The 18,722-nt window shown below is 58.3% G+C and carries 9 protein-coding genes; 2 read left to right on the top strand and 7 right to left on the bottom strand.

The window, feature by feature from the left end; all coding sequences use genetic code 11:
* Nucleotides 1-3 precede the first annotated feature (3 nt).
* The 6 genes from RUH64_RS08330 to RUH64_RS08355 all read right to left on the bottom strand — a co-directional run bounded on the left by RUH64_RS08330 (nt 4) and on the right by RUH64_RS08355 (nt 8,744).
* Entirely contained in the window at nt 4-507 is a 504-nt protein-coding gene (locus RUH64_RS08330) for a class I SAM-dependent methyltransferase (RefSeq protein ID WP_313812768.1), read from the bottom strand.
* A gap of 204 nt (nt 508-711) precedes the next feature.
* Entirely contained in the window at nt 712-2,217 is a 1,506-nt protein-coding gene (gene guaB / locus RUH64_RS08335) for an IMP dehydrogenase (protein WP_313812769.1), read from the bottom strand.
* Nucleotides 2,218-2,339: 122 nt separating this feature from the next.
* Nucleotides 2,340-4,454, bottom strand: a complete 2,115-nt coding sequence (locus tag RUH64_RS08340) for an acyltransferase family protein (RefSeq protein WP_313812770.1) — start codon at nt 4,452-4,454, stop codon at nt 2,340-2,342.
* Between the two features lie 412 nt (nt 4,455-4,866).
* On the bottom strand, nt 4,867-6,474 hold the full coding sequence (gene groL / locus RUH64_RS08345; RefSeq protein WP_313812771.1) for a chaperonin GroEL: 1,608 nt from the start codon (nt 6,472-6,474) through the stop codon (nt 4,867-4,869).
* A 33-nt stretch (nt 6,475-6,507) separates the two neighbouring features.
* On the bottom strand, nt 6,508-6,804 hold the full coding sequence (gene groES, locus RUH64_RS08350) for a co-chaperone GroES (protein ID WP_313812772.1): 297 nt from the start codon (nt 6,802-6,804) through the stop codon (nt 6,508-6,510).
* 350 nt (nt 6,805-7,154) lie between these two features.
* Nucleotides 7,155-8,744 carry an amino acid permease gene (locus RUH64_RS08355; RefSeq protein WP_313812773.1) on the bottom strand — a complete coding sequence of 530 codons (1,590 nt, stop codon included), beginning with the start codon at nt 8,742-8,744 and terminating at the stop codon, nt 7,155-7,157.
* A 511-nt stretch (nt 8,745-9,255) separates the two neighbouring features.
* Between RUH64_RS08355 and RUH64_RS08360 the strand changes: the two genes are divergently transcribed.
* Nucleotides 9,256-10,497 carry a THUMP-like domain-containing protein gene (locus tag RUH64_RS08360; RefSeq protein ID WP_313812774.1) on the top strand — a complete coding sequence of 414 codons (1,242 nt, stop codon included), beginning with the start codon at nt 9,256-9,258 and terminating at the stop codon, nt 10,495-10,497.
* Between the two features lie 173 nt (nt 10,498-10,670).
* Entirely contained in the window at nt 10,671-11,813 is a 1,143-nt protein-coding gene (locus tag RUH64_RS08365) for a glutamate--cysteine ligase (protein ID WP_313812775.1), read from the top strand.
* A 356-nt stretch (nt 11,814-12,169) separates the two neighbouring features.
* Here RUH64_RS08365 and RUH64_RS08370 read toward each other — a convergent pair whose 3' ends face one another.
* On the bottom strand, nt 12,170-18,277 hold the full coding sequence (locus RUH64_RS08370; RefSeq protein ID WP_313812776.1) for a DUF4011 domain-containing protein: 6,108 nt from the start codon (nt 18,275-18,277) through the stop codon (nt 12,170-12,172).
* Nucleotides 18,278-18,722 lie beyond the last annotated feature (445 nt).

Consider the following 18,722-nt stretch of genomic DNA (forward strand, 5'->3'; position numbering starts at 1 on the left):
GGTTCATAGACTCCCAGGACGCCCCCCGGGGCGCAGCAGCCGGAAGATTTCGGCAAACAGCGACGTCTTATCTGCGATGCTCATCCCCACGTGCATCAGCACCGCGACGTCGAAGCTCGATCCTTCCAGTCCAGTTTGCTGTCCGGGCCGGTTCAACATCTCGATCGAGCCTTCAAGCCCGCAAGCCTGGTTCAATTCCGTGGCAAGATCTGTGAACTCCTTGGTGACATCCACCCCCGTGACCCGAGCGCCCAACACCGCGAAACGACGGGCGGGGCCTCCCAGCCCGCTGCCGACATCCAGTACTCGCACGCCTTCACCAATACCCAGAATGCCGGCGATCCAGTCGGTGGTATCCCTGCCACCCAAGTGGAAGTGGTCGCCCTCATTGAGGTCGTCTGGTTTCAGCCTTGCCGGATCGTGTCCTGCGTCGCGCAGGGCAGCGTGCACCCTCTCGCGCAGATTTCCGGTGGTGTAACGCGCAACGGCGTCGTCGATATCGCTCATGATCCGCTCCCCCAAGCCGACGCCGGGCGTGGCTCCGGGGCGAAACCACAGTGGCAGCCTTCGCGTCGTGCATCTCATGTTAAGCCCGCCAGGAACTATTGAACCCGGGCGTAAGCGCCAAATCTGGGCAGGCTCTGGGCGTACGACAAACCCCGCCGCCGCGCGCCTGGTCGGCGGGCAGTGGCGGGGTTTATTTCGACGTGTTTAGCGCGAACGGTAGTTCGGGGCCTCAACGGTCATCATGATGTCGTGCGGGTGCGATTCCTTCAGACCTGCGGCGGTGATGCGCACGAACTTGCCGCGCTCCTTGAGTTCAGGAATGTTCGGACCGCCGACGTAGAACATGGTCTGGCGCAGGCCGCCCACCAACTGGTGCACCACTGCGGACAGCGGGCCGCGGTATGGAACCTGGCCTTCGATGCCTTCAGGGATCAGCTTCTCGTTGGATGGTACGTCCGACTGGAAGTAACGGTCCTTGGAGTAGGAGGTATTCTTGCCGCGGGTTTCCATGGCGCCCAGCGAGCCCATGCCGCGGTATGCCTTGAACTGCTTGCCGTTCATGAACACCAGGTCGCCCGGGGACTCGGCGGTCCCCGCCAGCAGCGAGCCGAGCATAACCGAGTCGGCGCCGGCCACCAGTGCCTTGCCGATGTCGCCCGAGTGCTGCAGGCCGCCGTCGGCGATCAGCGGTACGCCGGCGGGGATGGCCGCCTTGGCCGATTCGTAGATGGCGGTGACCTGAGGAACGCCCACGCCGGCAACGATGCGGGTGGTGCAGATGGAGCCCGGGCCCACACCGACCTTGATGGCGTCTGCTCCGGCGTCGATCAGTGCCTTGGCGCCGTCATAGGTGGCAGCCTGGCCGCCAATGACGTCCACGTGGGCTGCGGCAGGGTCCTTCTTCAGGCGGGCGATCATTTCCAGCACGCCCTTGGAGTGGCCGTTGGCGGTGTCCACGACCAGTGCGTCCACACCGGCGTCGATCAGGGTCATGGCGCGCTCGTAGCCCTCGCCGAAGAAGCCGACGGCGGCGGCTACACGCAGACGGCCCTCGTCGTCCTTGGTCGCCAGCGGGTACTGCTCTGCCTTGTCGAAGTCCTTGACGGTGATCAGTCCGGTGAGCTTGCCGTCGTTATCCACCAGCGGCAGCTTCTCGATGCGGTTCTTGGACAGCAGACCGATGACCTCTTCGCGGGAAACGCCTTCCTTCGCGGTGATCAGCGGGGTGCTGGTCATGACCTCGTACACCTTGGTGGTCATGAACTGCTCGCGCGGCACAAAGCGGGTGTCGCGGTTGGTGATGATGCCGACCAGCTTGTGGTTCTCGTCAACGACCGGCAGGCCGGAGACGCGGTACTGGGCGCACAACTCGTCCCAGTCGGCGAGGGTTGCACCGGGGTTCACGGTGACAGGGTCGGAGATCATGCCCGACTCGCTGCGCTTGACCTGGTCGACCTGCTTGGCCTGGTTCTCGATGGACAGGTTGCGGTGGATGACACCGATGCCGCCCTGGCGGGCCAAGGCGATGGCCATCGGCGCCTCGGTCACGGTATCCATAGCAGCGGAGCTGATTGGCACGTGAATGTTGATGCGCTTGGTAAAGCGCGTGGTGGTGTCGGCGTCGGATGGGATCACATCCGTCGGACCGGGTAGCAGCAGCACGTCGTCGTAGGTGAGTCCTTCGAAGGCAAAGGGGTTGAACTCAGTCACGTATGAACCTTTCGGTGCGAAAGCGGAGGTTGCTTATATGTTAGAACTCTTTTGGCCCGCGCGTGATTCCCGATTGTCTCACTGTGTCCAACTTCATGCCCTCGCCCAGTCATAGAGCCGGTTCAGCCCTGTGATCCGTGGTCCTTGAAGCCGGTGGCCCTGCGGAATGCCGTCTCAAATTCTCCGGCGGCGCTGTCCACGAAGGTCTTGGACAGGTGGGAGTCATCCAGATAGGTCAGGACATTGCCGATGACCGCCTTACAGGTGCCGTCCGGGCAGAGCAGCTCGGTCAAATCCAGCGAAACGACCTTGTCGCCGTAGTGCTTCGACTGCAGCCAGGTATCCACCGGATTCACCGCATTGAGCCGTTCGGAAGCTTCCCTGTCACACTGGCCGGCGGCGAGCTTCTTCGAATCTGCACACTCTGGAATGGAGTATTCGTAGCGCGGGGTATCCCTGACCGCGATGATCTTGCTTCCAGCGTCCAGGAATGGCTGGATGGCAGCATCGAAGTTGTCCACCAGGTGCTCCTGCTCGCCGGGGCTGCGCAGGTCCTCGTCATAGCTGGCGGTGGTCATGCTTCCAGTGGCCATGACCCATGTTGGTGCAAGACTCTTCACGTACTCCCGTGCCGCATCCTGGAAGTCGGCACACTCCTGGACTTCTCGTGCCTCGGTGGAGCCATAGCGGCATCCCGGGTGGTGGACCAATATCCAGCTTCCTCTGGCCTCCTCCATCATCTTGGAGGCGGCATCGGACCAATGCTGAACATGCGAGTCGCCGAGCATCACCAAAACCGGCTTTCCCGGCGTGAAATCTCCGCCCTGTGCACAGAAGATGATTCGTTCGTCATTCGGCTCGTTGTCCCCCGCGCAGCTTTCGCCCGGGGTCTGCCACTCGCTGTCCAGGTCGGTGGCCAACGGAAGGGTGAGCGCTGCGGGCGATGGATCCCAGTCCTTGGGAGCCATGGCCCCGGGGTTTTCATCGGCCGACTGCGTGGCGGCGACGGTTCGGCGCTGTTCAACCTTGCCCTCCCAGGCCAATGCAGGGACGCTGGCAGCACCGATGCCGATGACCAGCACGAGTGTTCCTGCCACGAACTGCGCTTGGCGCCCCACCGCCATGCCGCCAAAGTCCAGTGTTGACTGCCATTTGGACAAGGGCTTTTCCACGCCGTGGGTGGTGCACCAAGCCAGTGCGATCGAAACGATGATGAGCACGGTTCCTGCGAAAAAGCCTGCCTGCTCGGTGCCGCTGAGCGCCAGGAAGAAGACGAGCAGCGGCCAATGCCACAGGTACATGCCGTAGGACAGGTCGCCGAGCTTGGTCAGAACCGGCAGCGAAAGGACACCGGATGGGTTGGACCAGCTGCGTGGAGCCGGTGCGGCAATGATCAGGGCCGCACCGAGCGTCGGGACCAGCGCCATGTATCCGGGGAATTGCCCCTGCACGTCCAACAGGGCGCCGCAGGTCACGATCGTGACAAGCCCTGCCCAGCCGCCGATGCGGCGCAGCCTCTCGGGCAGCGTGGCAAACCATGGCATGGCCAAGGCCACCAGGGAACCGAGGGCGAACTCCCACAGTCGCGCTCCGGTGTGGAAGTAGGCCACCTGTTGGTTGCTCGCGGTGATGCTGATCGAATAGGACAACGAGCTGGCAAAGATCAGGGTGAAGGCTGCACCAGCAACCCATGCAAAGTTGATACGCGAAAGGAAGAGCTTCCACACCAGCGCGCAGAACGCCAAGATCAAGGGCCAGATGATAAAGATCTGCCCCTGCACCGACAGCGACCAGAAGTGCTGCAACGGGGAGGCCGATGAATGGTCGAAGTTGTAGTAGTTGACCTGATTCGCCGCGAGATACCAGTTCTGCCGGTAGAGCAGCGAGGCGAATGACTGGTCAATCAGCGCTGGCCACCGGTTGGATGGAAGGAAGATCCATGAGGCGGCAATGATGGTCATGATCACCACCGCCGCCTGCGGCACCAGACGAGAGAAGCGATGCGCCCAGGCGCTGAGCACCTTGGGCCGCTGACCACGCGAGATCCGCTTGGCGGTGGACGCGGTGAGGAAGAACGCCGAGAGCATCAGAAAGATGTCTACTCCCCCGGATACCCGGGAGAACCAAATGTGATAGATCATCACCAACAACACCGCCAAGGCGCGCAAACCCTGCAGGTCGCTCCTAAAACCGGACTTCTTTTCGGTTTGCTGGGGTGGGGCGATCGTAGTCGTCACGAAGTAGTGCTTTCGTTGGGGGCATTGCAGTCAGCTTCCAGCTCCAAGGCTGAATCCAGACATCCGTCGATACTACCAAGTGAGAATTTCTCTTCCATGTGCATAGATAGTTTTTCAACGGCTTCTCTCAGGTTGCGTGCCTTCAACAGCCCTCTGACTTGTTTGTTCCAGGTCCGGCAGGTTGGCAAAGTTCTTACAGAATCTCCTTTTCTGCGACAGCTGGCTTAATTCCACGACACTGATTAGAGTGCCGCAGGACACAATAATTCTGCGTCTGTCGTTTCGCTGGGCTGTTCGCCACCATGCGTTCAACTATCTGTTTCCACGCACCGTGAGGACAAAGAAGAAGCCGCTGCCGAATCAAGTGGAGACTTGATTCGGCAGCGGCTTCAGCTACTGAGGTTGAAAAACCTTAGTGCGCGTGGGCGTGCTCTTCCGCTTCCTCAGATGGTTTGTCAGCCACCAGAGTTTCGGTGGTCAGCACCAGGGCAGCGATCGAAGCTGCGTTGCGCAGCGCCGAACGGGTGACCTTGACCGGGTCGATGACACCTGCGTGCAGCAGGTTCTCGTAGACACCGGTGCGGGCATTGAAGCCCTCGTTGGCGCCGGACTCTGCCACCTTGGAAGCGACTACTGCACCGTCGAAACCGGCGTTGCTAGCAATCCAGAACAGCGGCTGCACCAGTGCGCGGCGAACGATCGCCACACCTGCTGCAACGTCGCCTTCGGCGGAGGTTGCACGAGCATCCTCGTCCAGGGCTGCCAGGGCGTCGACCAGTGCGGTACCGCCGCCGGCAACGATGCCCTCTTCAAGTGCAGCGCGGGTGGAGGACACAGCGTCCTCGATGCGGTGCTTGCGTTCCTTGAGCTCAACCTCGGTCGAAGCGCCGACCTTGATGACGCCGATGCCGCCGGCCAGCTTGGCCAGACGCTCGGAGAGCTTCTCGCGGTCCCACTCCGAATCGGTGCGGGTCAGCTCGGCCTTCAACTGGGATACGCGATCCTGAACATCTTCCTCGGTTCCGGCGCCATCAACGATGGTGGTCGAATCCTTGGTGATGGTCACGCGGCGGGCAGAACCGAGCACCTCGGTGCCGACCTGGTCCAGGGACAAGCCCAGCTCAGGGGAAACCACCTGTGCGCCGGTGAGGATGGCGATATCCTGCATCATTGCCTTGCGACGGTCGCCGAAGCCCGGTGCCTTGACGGCAACGACGCTCAGCAGGCCGCGCAGCTTGTTGACCACCAGGGTGGACAGGGCTTCGCCCTCGACGTCCTCGGCGATGATCAGCAGCGGCTTCTTGGCTTCCAGAACCTTTTCCAGCAGCGGCAGGAATTCTGCCACGGTGGAGATCTTGCCTGGGTTGATCAGGATGAGCGCATCTTCCAGGACGACTTCCTGGCGGTCTGCGTCGGTGATGAACTGCGGCGAAAGGTAGCCCTTGTCGAACTGCATGCCCTCGGTAAGGACCAGTTCGGTGGCGGTGGTGGAGGACTCTTCGATGGTGATGACACCGTCGGTGCCAACGGTCTTGAAGGCCTCTGCCAGCAGGTCGCCGATTTCCTCGGACTGCGCAGAGATCGCGGCTACGTTGGCAACCTTGTCTTCCACTGCCACGGCGTTGACTGCCAGGCGCTCGGAGACGATGTCGGTTGCCAGCTCGATGCCCTTGCGGACATCACCCGGAGCGGCGCCGGCGGCGACGTTCTTCAGGCCTTCCTTGACCAGTGCCTGAGCCAGGACGGTAGCGGTAGTAGTGCCATCGCCTGCAACGTCGTTGGTCTTGGTGGCAACTTCCTTGGCCAGCTGCGCACCGAGGTTCTCGTATGGATCTTCCAGATCGATGTCACGAGCGATGGTGACACCGTCGTTGGTGATGGTCGGGGCGCCCCAGGTCTTGGCGAGCACCACGTTGCGGCCGCGTGGGCCGAGGGTGACCTTCACAGTGTTTGCGAGCTTATCGATGCCCGCTTCGAGGGCGCGGCGTGCGTCCTCGTTGAATGCTAGCTGCTTAGCCATGCATTTACTCCTGAAAAGTTGTAAAGGAAGGCGTTACTTGACGACGATTGCCAGAACGTCGCGAGCCGAGAGCACCAGGTACTCCTCGTTGCCGACCTTAACTTCGGTTCCACCGTACTTCGAGTACAGAACTACGTCGCCCTCGGCTACGTCCAGTGGAATGCGGTTGCCATTGTCGTCTACGCGGCCTGGGCCTACTGCAACAACGGTGCCTTCCTGTGGCTTCTCCTTGGCCGAATCTGGAATGACCAGACCGGAGGCGGTGGTGGTGACGGCTTCGACCTGCTTGATGACAATGCGGTCTTCGAGCGGCTTGATGGAGACAGACATGGTCTCTCCTTTTCAGTGTATGAACCAATGGTGTAGGGGTGCGCCCTACTGGCATTGGACCAACCGTCGTCGCGGTGCCAGTTGGTGGTGTCCAGTCAGGCGGTAGCTGATTGTCAACTTGAACTGATACATGTAAACAATCAACGTCCAAGGATGACTTTATGTCGACGTTTAGCACTCGGTCAAGGCGAGTGCTAATAGTGCGGCGTGTTCTTCATGCTGGTTCGCGCAGAGCGCACCGCTGCCGCACCACAAACCTGCATGAGACGCCGGGACAAGCGAAAAAGTGTCCCCGTTGGGCAAGGAGGATTCCTTGCCCAACGAGAACACTTTTCACGACGGCACCGGAATTAGCCGTTGGACTTCAACTCGGTGCAGGTCTGCGCGGTGCGTACAGCGGCCGACTCTTCAATGTCGTCCGGAGCTGACAGGTCCATCTCGGTCAACTTGACCACCTTCGACTTGGTGACCAGTCGGTGCACCAGCCACAGCCCAAGGAAGAGCGGCAGACCGATGTAGGCGGAAAGAACTTCTAGGCCCTTGCCCGCAAGCACAGCCTCGTAGTTCTGCCCGGCAATCACCAGAATCAACATCACGAAGGCAACGATCGGCCCCAGCGGGAAGAACGGCGCGCGGTAGGGAAGATCCTTGACGTCATAACCTTGCGCCAGGTAGCCCTTGCGGAACCGATAATGCGAAACGGCGATGCCGACCCAGACGATGAAGCCGCACAGGCCCGAGACGTTCAGCAGCCAGGCGTAAGCCGAACCCTGTCCGATCAACGCAGTCAGGAATCCAAACAGGCCGATGGCGGCGGTGGCCAGCAGCGCAGCCATGGGAACACCGCGGCGATTGACGCGACCGAAGATCTTCGGAGCCTTGCCGTCGTGGGCCATCGAGTAGAGCATGCGGGTGGATGCATAGAGTCCCGAGTTGCCAGCGGAAAGGATCGCGGTCAGGATGACTGCGTTCATTGCTGCGGCGGCGAAGGCAATGCCTGCACGTTCAAAGACCAGGGTAAACGGCGAGGATGCTACGTCGGCTTCGCCACTGGACAGCAGGCTTGGGTCGGTGAATGGCAACAGGCAACCGATGACGAAGATTGCGCCGATGTAGAAAATCATGATGCGCCAGAAGACCGAGCGGATGGCCTTGGGAACTTCTCGGCGTGGATCCTTGGCCTCGCCCGCGGCAACGCCTACGAGCTCGGTTCCCTGGAATGAGAAGCCGGCAATCATGAACACCGAGATGACCGAAACGAAGCCGCCGTGGAAGACGTCGTCTCCCACCTTCCAATTGGACAACGGGTCGGTGTGGTCACCGAGGATTCCGAAGATCATCAGCAGGCCGGCAATGATGAACGCTACGACGGTGGCTACCTTGATCAACGCGAGCCAGAACTCGCCCTCACCGAAGGCTTTGGCCGAGAGCGCATTCAATCCCGTCAACACCGCGAGGAATCCGCCGGCCCAAATCCATCCAGGAACATCGGGAAGCCAGAAACTCATGACGATGCCTGCAGCTACCAGCTCCGCGGCCACGGTGATGGCCCAGTTGAACCAGTAGTTCCAGCCGATAGCAAAGCCAAAGGACGGTGAAACGAATCGCGTAGCGAAGGTCTGGAAAGAACCGGCCACCGGAATCTTGGCGGTCATTTCGCCTAGGGACTGCATCAGCAGGTAAACCATGAGACCTACCGCGGCGTAGGCAACGAGCGCTCCGCCGGGCCCCGCCTGGGCGATGGTTCCGCCGGAGGCTACGAAGAGCCCGGTGCCGATTGATCCACCAATGGCGATCATCTGCAGGTGGCGGCTGCTCAGTCCGCGCTTGAGCTTGTGCTCCGAGGCTTCCGCACCGACGCTTGCCGCGTCAGTGGAGGCGCCTGACTTCTCTTGCGAAGACTCCAAGGTCTTCTCGCTTTGATTCATCACATGTGACATCAAACACCAACATCCATCCCCTTCGCGACGAGCTGCACCCAACTTGCGTCGAATGGATTCCGTGATTTTGCGCCTCACTTTTTGGCAGTCACGGATCCTGCCGAAAAGCGGCAGAGCACTCTACGCCACCAACTTTGGGTAAAAACGCTGAACGGAGTCGAGAAGTGACAAGGATTACGCTTCACTAACTCTCAGATAAATATGCAACAGGATTCCTTGCCCAAAAACAGGCACACTTTCCGGCCACGGAAAGCGCAGATACTCAAGGGGTACTTCACATCTTGCTTCGATCCGCACCATCGCTTACGAAAGAAAATTCTTCAAGCCGCTAATGTGACGCGATTGTGACGCGTTGTTCATGTTCCTAACGAAAGTTCGGACGTTGCAGTTGTATAGACACTGCACAAAAATTGGATCCCTCCGGTTCGCACATCAGTGGCGGCAAAGCCCCGTGGCGCACCGCACCTGGCCGGAGAAGCCTCAACGTGATGATCACCGCTAGGCTTGAACTATGGCTCAGGCTTCTAATGACTCAACGCTCAATGAACAATTCGCAGCCCTTCTTTCCGCAGAAGGTTGGAGTTTGCTGTCCACCATCGATCCTTCGATGGTGGCAACTAAGGATGCAGCGTGGTCATTAAATGAAAAGCTACGACGCGAAGGCCACGACGCACAGGTCGTTCGGGCCGTCATGGCTCAGGCAGAACTTCGCTATCGAGCCCGAGTGAAATTCGGTCCTTTCGCAGATTCACTCATCTTCACCCCAGCGGGCCTGGAACAGGCGACCCGATTAACCATTGCCGGTTTGCACGCTCGCCGTTTCGCCAATGCCGGTTGCACCCATGTTGCCGATCTCGGATGCGGTATCGGTACCGACTCCATCGCCTTGGCCAGCGCCGGCCTTCAGGTGACCGCGGTAGAAATGGATGAAACCACCGCCGCGGCGACAACACTGAATCTGATGCCATTTGAAAACGCCACGGTGATCCACGGCAGCGCCCAAGACACCGACCTCGCGGGAATCGACGGCGTCTGGCTGGATCCGGCCCGGCGCACCGACGTCAAGGGAAGCACCCGCAGGCTCTTTGACCCGGAAGCGTTCTCCCCTCCCCTCTCTTTTGTGGAGCAGCTCGTTGACTCGGGCCTCGACGTCGGAGTGAAGCTTGGACCAGGAATGCCGCATGAGGCGATCCCGGAAACCGCCGAAGCCGTATGGATCTCCGACCACGGTTCAGTCATTGAAGCGTGCCTCTGGTTCGGCAGACTCAGGCGTCAAGACATCGCCCGGGCGGCGCTGGTAATCGATAAGGATGGAGCACACGAGCTCACCAGCCCCTTGGCTGTGGATGCCGATGCTGCTGCGCCCGTAGGGGAACTTGGCGAGCATATCTATGAGCCTGACGGAGCGGTCATCCGCTCGCACTTGATTTCAACGCTGTTGGAATCCACCGGAGGCCACCTGCTTGATGAGCACATCGCCTACTTCACCCATGATGAAAAGCTGGCTACGCCATTTGCCAAGGGATTCAAGGTCATCGCAGTTCACGATTACAACGTGAAGAAGCTGCGCAGTTGGGTCAAGTCCAACGGCATCGGCACCTTGGACATCAAGAAGCGCGGTGTCGATGTTACCCCTGAAGAACTGCGACGCATCCTTCTTGCAGGCGTGCCGAAGAGCGCAAAGAACAAGGCAACCTTGATCCTTGCGCGCATTGGCGACAAACGCTTGGCCTTCGAGGTTGAACCGCACTAATACCGCACGTCATATGACGCGGCTTCGACTGACTTTGTACCGTCGAAGTGGGAAACTCGTACCACCAAATACAATGGTTAAGGCGATTCTTCGTAGCTCTACGGGTTGAGCCGATCATCGTTCACCGCGGTTCAGGTTCGTATCTGGATCGACCACGCAGCAAGAGGAGTCCCGTGCAGAAGATCGAATTCGCCGACTCGCCCCAGTCCACTATTGGTGTCGAATGGGAAATCGCGTTAGTCGATCAGGACACCGCTGATCTGTGCTCCATCGCCGAGCAGGTATTGGGCAAGCTAAAGGACGACGCGGGCATTCCTCATCATGAGGAACACCCCACCATCAAGCCCGAGTTGCTGATGAATACCGTAGAAATTGTCACCGGTGTTCACAAGACTGTGTCCAGTGCGGCCGACGAGCTTCGCGCCAATGTACGCATGCTCAGCGAGGTCACCACTCCCTTGGGTGTCGACCTGTATTGTGCCGGTTCACATCCATTTGCCGCACCGACCTCCCAGCCGGTGACCGACAAGGAACGCTACGCGAACCTGATCGACCGCACCCAGTGGTGGGGCCGTCAGATGGTGATCTACGGTGTGCACGTCCATGTTGGTTTGGATGATCGTGAAAAGGCCCTGCCTATCACCGATGGCCTGATCAACTACCAGCCGCATTTCCAGGCGTTGAGCGCATCCAGCCCCTACTGGGGTGCCGAAGATACCGGCTATGCTTCGCAGCGCTCACTGATGTTTCAGCAGCTCCCGACCGCGGGCATTCCATTCCACTTCGACACCTGGTCGCAGTACGAGTCCTACGTGGCAGACATGCTCTACACCGGTGTGATCGACGACGTCTCCGAAATCCGCTGGGACGTCCGCCCGGTGGCTCGCCTGGGAACAGTTGAAATGCGCATCTGCGACGGCATGAGTTCGCTCGAAGACATCAGCTCGGTGACCGCACTGACCCAGTGCTTGGTCCACGACATGTCCCTGACCCTTGAGGCCGGCAACAAGATTCCAGTCATGCCTGACTGGTACCGCGTTGAGAACAAGTGGCGGGCCGCCCGCTACGGTCTGGACGCCATCATCATCTTGAACGCCCAGGGCGATGAAATGCTGGTGACGGACCATCTTCGCAGCGAGGTCAAGCGACTGACCCCAATCGCAGAGCAGCTTGGCTGTGCCGATGAGCTTCAGGGCATCATTCGCTTGATTGAGCGCGGCGCCGAATACCAGTTACAGCGGCGTGCGTTCGAAGCATCGGAAGGCGACTATAGGGCCATCGTTCGCGACAATGTCGCTCGCATGAACGCGGTGTAGGCGCCGGCCGTCTGCTCATTGCTACAGGACAAACCCTCGCGTAGTTTCAGTCTAGGGTTTATCGCGTCAACCCCATCGAGCTTTGAAGCAAAGTTATCGAGGACGTCGAGTAGTTAGGCCGCTTGCCGCAATCAGGATCTCGAACCAGAGTTTGCACTAGCGAGAATTCGACGTTCTCCACGTTGTTCTATGGCGTTTTTGCAGCCACCATACTCACGCAAAGTTTGCCGACTCCGGTATCGACCGCAAGCTCATGCCGCTTATCACTCCGGCGCTAGCACTGAATCCGCCCTGAAATTAGTCGTGCCAAAGCCAGATGTGCGTCGCTAATGACTGTGGATCCCGACATGTGCTTCTCATTGGTGATTCTGCAGCAACCCGTCAGTCATCTTCAGGTCACCACGCCTAAGGGCAGCATCAACTACTGATTGAAGTCGTTCTTTAACGGCACGTCCCATTCGAGCGATTTCGAACATCCGAGCAGTCTCGCGCAACGCTTCGTCTTCAGTCATTCCGCCCGAACGCATCACGACTACTTTCATGGCGCTGAGAAGCTCCTCGTAAGGAATCTCCTGTAGCGTGCGCTCATTGCCCAAACGATAATCCGAATACTCTTCAGCATCCGCTACGTCCGCCCAGGCGACTTCATCCCCATTGGGACTGCGTCGTACGTGCTGCCTCGGAAGTTCCTTGAGGATCTGTTTTTGGCGAGCGGCCAGAAGCCGTCCGAGATCGTACCTAGAAGCAACGATCTTCGCCAGCCTAGACAACAGGACCGGGCTCTCTGCATTGACAACATCTAAAAGTTCCCCGCGCAGTCGAGCCAGGCCCTTTCCCGTCCGATCATCAAGCAATGACTTGTCGTAACGCACGCTATCTGAGGCAGGGACAAAAACGTTTAATTCTGTGTTTTCACTCGCCTGCGCGACTGGTGTGAAGGTGAATTCTGTTGTTTCCTGAACTCCAGCACTTCGATATTGGACTTGAATGGATTCAGCCTTCGGTTCAGCTGGCGCTTCGCTGCCGTTCCAAACATCAAGACTAATCTTTGGATCCGTCTTGTCTTGAAACTCAGCTGGTTCAACGCCGGTGAATACTTCGGTTTTTCCGACGCTAGGCTCGCCGAGTACAACTTCCAGTGAGAGTGGCGGTTCGGTCTCCCTTAATGTTGCGTTCTCTGCTGCTTGCCTTATCAGAGTGACAACTGCATCCTTATCTCGCATCCATTCCGGAAGCCAAACATTGAAGGTATCGACCCATCCCATTTTTTCGACAAGCACAGAATGCGGAAGCGCGTCACGATCGCCAACGCTGAGTCGCCCGTACCAAGCAGGTCCGTCGAGGAGGACCGCAATCCAAGGATGTTCTGCACTGGCCCTGACCGCAAAATCAACGGTGAAATCCGACAAACCAACGTTTGAAACCACTTCCAGCCCGTCGGCAATCAACGATGTACGAATATCACTGGCATGCGCTGTCCGATCGTTCTCGTGCGTCTTGGCCAGATGACCAACACCATTCTTGGCAGACATCAAATATTCGCGGAGGTCCTTCAATCCAGCAGAATTGCTTCGGCTCGTATCCAGCTCCTGAGGTTCGAAGGATCCGAAAACGATGACGCGTTCCTTTGCACGTGTCACCGCTACATTCAAACGCTTCTCGCCTCCCTGCCGTGTCAACGGACCCCAGTTCAGCGGAATTTTTCCGTTCTCGTCCTTGGAGAATGCCAACGTGAACAAGATTGTGTCACGTTCGTCGCCCTGCACGTTCTCGAGATTCTTGACGAAGATTTCATCGGTTTCACGTTCAAGGGCTTGTTCGAGAACGGAGTTGTCTACTGCAGCTTCATCGAGGAGATCAAGTACCAGTTCCTGCTGGGGCTTGTTAAACGTCACGACGCCAATCGATGTTTCGGGACGCAGGCGAAGCTGCCGCAGAATTTCTTCGACCACCGCCTTCGCTTCTGCACGATTGACACGCTGGGCTGAGCGCCCGGACCCGCCTTCCCACGTTCCGTGAACATTTCGGAATTCAACGGCCGAGTGCGCCGATTCTTCGGCCGGGGGCGCCGGGAAACTACTGAGTTTCTCTTCGTAATAGTGCACGTTGGAGAAAGCGATGAGCGACTCGTCCTTGGAGCGGTAATGCCAGGTGAGCATGTTTCGAGGGATGGCAGATTCAACCGCTTCGCTGAGGATCGACTCCATATCCTGAGGCGCCAGCAGCTCCCCTTCAGAGTTTTCCTCTTCTTCTTCGTCCAATGCCGCAGCCGCGAACATCGATGAAGGAGGCATCTGCTGGGAGTCGCCAACCACGACAACGGACTTGCCCCTGCCCATAGCGCCAATTGCCTCGGGTACACGAATCTGCGACGCTTCGTCAAAGACCACAACATCAAATTCAAGACCGGTAGCCGGCAAGAATCTAGACACCGAGGCAGGAGACATCAAGAAGCACGGGGAAAGCTGCGTGATCGTGTTGCCGTAACGGTGCATAAGTTCGCGGATGGACAGTCCTCCACGTCTGCGTCCCAACTGCTGCCTGAGCAATCCCACCTGTCCCACCGATGAAGTGACATCAATGGTGCGCTCGGCGATGATTTCATTCGGTACAACCCTCGCAAGCATTGCACGAATCTGCTGTGCTGATTCCATGAACGCTGTTACCTGGCGGTCGCGCTTTTTTGAGTCGAAACTACTAAGCCCGGTGGACTCCATGCGTTCTCGCTCGACTTCCAGTGCCAACGCGAAATTCACGCTGATCACTGCGTTGGCGTCATTGATCTCTTCCTCAAGAACCTGCGCGCGAATTCCTGGCATCGCCAGCGCATCAAATTCTGCCAACGCACACTGCAATGTCAGCCATCGTTGCAAAGCCAAGAAGGTCAGGTTCTTTGCGTCGTCAAGCCATGCTGCCCGCGACGCGTGCAGCGCTTCAACCCATGTGCGGCCTTCCAACCATTGCTCCTCACTTCGGGTGGTTGTATGAAGCTTGGCCTTCAGTGCCGTGTATTTCTGGTCCAGTGAAATTATGTCCCCCGCCTGCAGCCTGGATTCTCCGATAGCGACCCAAAGGTCAGTGTTGGACGAGAAGCTCTTTGACTCGGCAAGTGCAGCGACCTGGGTGAGGTTTTCAATCTGGGTGAATAGCTCGCCGATGTGTTCTGGATTCAACGGCTCGAAGTTCGTTGGCACCGCGACGCCATCAATCCCGTGAACGGCCGGCAATAGTTCTTCGGCCAGAACCTTGTAGCCGCAGGCCCAGTCATCTAAGAACCGTTCAAGCATGTCCGGGTCGATGGGCGGCTGCCCCTGAATCAGATATTGATTCAGGGAGGACGCGAATTCATTGCGTCGCTTCTTGCGTCCGAAGAATTTCCTAGTCGCTTCCGCAAGGTCGTTCTGAAGCGATTCGGGATTGCTTCGTGCCGCCTCGAAGGTAAGGATCTGCATGATCGCGTGATGGGCGGCGTTGTAACGCTCCAGGATCTCCTTGAGTGCACGTACCTTGCCATTCCAGGCGTCGGTCACCGTGGACTGTGCATCAACGATCTTTGGTGTTGCTGGTTGCTTTGAGCGCTCGGCCCAGGCAGCCAGGTTCTCGCGGTCTGCTTCCCCATCGGCGGTGATCAAGAATTCTGCGAGGTCAGGTACGGCGTCCAGCTTGTCGACAAGGTCAAACATATCGTTCAGGGCCTGCATCAGACCCTGTGCATTAAGATCGTTGTCACCTTGGCTCGGAGCATCTGCCAGGGTCCAGATGGAGTCCTGTGGCCGTGAGCTCAGGTTGGACAGCGCATCGGCAAGGGACCACGCGGCGTTGAGCGCTTCTTGAGGCTGTTCGTTGGAGAGGACTACCGAACGTGGAATCTCTACGTCAGTGGGTTCGAGAATCTCATCGGGGACAGAAGTCAATGCCACATTATGGGCTTCCCACGCAGACTTTCCGGCGGGGCCTTCCTCGTGGACCAACCGCGGGTAGAGAGCCAGGCGCTTTGCCAGCGATTCATAGGTTATTTGGGCGGCGTCAAACCCGGGTACGACGCCCGGAACATAGTCGATGGCTTCCTGCAGCTGTGCCCGGACATTCACTGGCGACTGGTTTTTGCCGTGAAGGTTCAACGTCAACGGGGCGAGTCCTACCGATTCGAGGCGGCGTCCAACAACGTCCAGTGCCGCGTGCTTCTCGGCGACGAAAAGGACCTTCTTGCCTTGAGAGAGCAGGTGGGCGATCAGATTGGTGATCGTCTGGGACTTTCCTGTCCCCGGAGGTCCTTCCAGAACAAAGGTCTTTCCCGAATCCGCCCAACGAATCGCTTCAATCTGCGAGCCATCGGCAGGTATAGGAAGGCGGAGCTTTGCTTCGTCGGCATCGGCCGGTGGCGGAACTTCAATACCGTCGTTGAACGGCGCTCCGGCATTCTCGACTAGATGCCTGACCACCGGGCGTTCCATGAACTGCGGCCAGTTGTCCTTCAGATCCCGCCACAGATCGATGGTGGCGAACTTTAGATTGGCAAGGAATACCGATTCAGAAACTCGGAAGCTCTTGGCCTCGGCATCTACAAGCTTTCGGCGGATACGCTTCAGCGCACCATCGATATCAAGTCCCTGTTCGTCATTTCCCGGATTGAGCAGCTCGGGAAGATCGATGCCGTAGCCGGTGCGCAGCTTTTCATCGAGGCAGAAGTTTGGCTGAAATTCCCTAGTAGTATCAAATGCCAGAGCGAAAGACGTCGAGCCTTTGCCTCCCAAGAGGCGAACAGGGATGAGGAACAGTGGCGCCTTGCCGGTTCGCGAGCCGTCCTCCCATTCAAGGGTGCCGATGCCAAGGTACAGCGAGTCGGCCCCCGATTCCTGAAGGTCTTCCTTAGCCTTCCGCTGCAGCGCTGTCAGCCTGCGGCGGTATTCTTTTTCCGTGTGCGTGGTGAACAGGACCCTATTCTGAGTCATTTGATCCGATAGGATCGTCGAGTTTTCTTCCCTCAGTAGTTCCATGTCGCCTACCAGTTCCGTGGCGCGGTCCTGGTGGTGCAGGGTGAGGTTGGTTCCGATATCAAGCAGGTCTTCAAGCTTGCCCAGAGATTTCGGCGACACCAAGATTTCGGAGCTGGAACGCTTCTGCATGCGCAGCAGCGGGTTCCGGAATGTCAGGTCAAGCAACCCTCGCTTCCACCGGCCAACACGAATCGGCGAGTCGTCGCTGAGCCTAGTGCTCTCCGTGGTCGAGGCGAATTCCCGTTCGGGTGCAGCTGTCCTTGAGACGACTGTCTCGATGATCCGGGTGTCACCTTCCCAGCGCATCGTTGGCAACGGTGCGATCCACTGGTGCGCCGAGTGCACGTCGATCAACGCCTTGAGATCACGGCGGAAGGCCACCGCCTTCTGCCTGCCTTCGCCACGAGCTTCATCGAAAGAAATCGGGTTGGCTCGCTGGCACAAGCTGGTAGTTTCAACAAGCTCCATGCCGTCCATGGCCAGCGCATTGGAGATCAGCCCCGCGTCAGTCAAGATCTCTGCCGTCCGAGGCGACTCGACCGTGCGGTACCCGGCAAATGCGTGATTGGAGGTCACGATCAGGTACGGGAAAACACCGGCCTGCTCCAAAGCGGCGGCATAGGTGGTGGCCAAATCCAGACAGGTACCCCGGCGTTCGACCAAAACCTCTTGCGGGCTGCGGACTCGCTGTCCCACACCGACGTGGGTGTAGAAGGATTGAGGCGGCTCCACATAGGCAATGTCTCGGGCCTGCATTGCATCGTAGATGGCATGTGCAATTTCGTGGACACGCTGTTCGCTGCTTTGATATCCGTCGAGGCTTGCCTGCCCCGTTCGGGCAAGCAGGATGTCGCTGGCTTCACGCAGCAGCACTCCGATTTCAGTGTCGTTGGGTCGAATGAACGCCACCAGGTTCAATTCGCCGCCGGCTGCCCACCATTGGTCGGCTGGGAGCAGGGTAATTTCTGTGCTGAACTGTTGCACGGTCCCGGAAACGCTGAGTTCGGTGAAGGCCACGGCTCGGCTGCCTTCCGAAATGGCGAGGAACTTCTCTCCGGAAGGAATCCAGCGGCGGCGGGGTGCGGGAATCGCGATGCTCTCGTGCGGCTTCAGTTCAGGAATTTCCACTTGGAAAGGGGACCCCATGGAGCTTCCATCGAGATCAAAGACTGCGTTGAAGCTCAGCTTTGCAGGGGCTGAGGTAGATTCCGTGGTGTTGCTTGCCTCGATGCTCAGGATCGGGCTCTCCCGGCGATGCAGGCGCTCATAGACCCATATACGGCTCATCATGATGTCGATGATCAGTCCGTTGTGTATTCCCTGCATGAGTACCAATGATTCGTTGTCGTCGGTTGATGCTTGAACCTGAACTTCTGCGATCTGCCCATCAGCATTATTTTCGGATATTCCGCTGACCGTACCGACCCGCAGGGAATAGATTCGTTCTGCTTCCTCATGGAAATTCATTGCTTCTAATGCCTGCGCCAGACAGGTTAAGCCTGCTTCAATTTCGCGATCGTCAGTGTCTGCTTGAGCCTGAATATATTCCAAAAAGCTTTCGGCTTCTTTGAGAGATTGCCTCTGCCGAGAATCGAATTCATCAAAGACGTTCGCCTGTTCTCGGATGAGTCTAAAAACAGCAATTGTTTCCGAGACGACTCGGGCATCCTGTGCAGACTGATCTCCGTTGGACGCTGCAGGCAATTCGCCGCGCCAGCTATCATCTCGATCTGAGCTTCGCATGTGTTGGTCAACAAATGGGATGAGCGCATCAAGAATGATTTGCGTTGCAAAGAAAACTGAATTTAATCGCGATGCTTCCGGCACGTCTACTCCGATTCCCCATTTGCGGTTGCGAGTTCCGCTACGTCTGGCTGTTTAGATCAATATATCCCGCTCCGAAGAGAAAACT

This window comes from Glutamicibacter sp., from assembly GCF_032154645.1.
Classification (GTDB): Bacteria; Actinomycetota; Actinomycetes; order Actinomycetales; family Micrococcaceae; genus Glutamicibacter.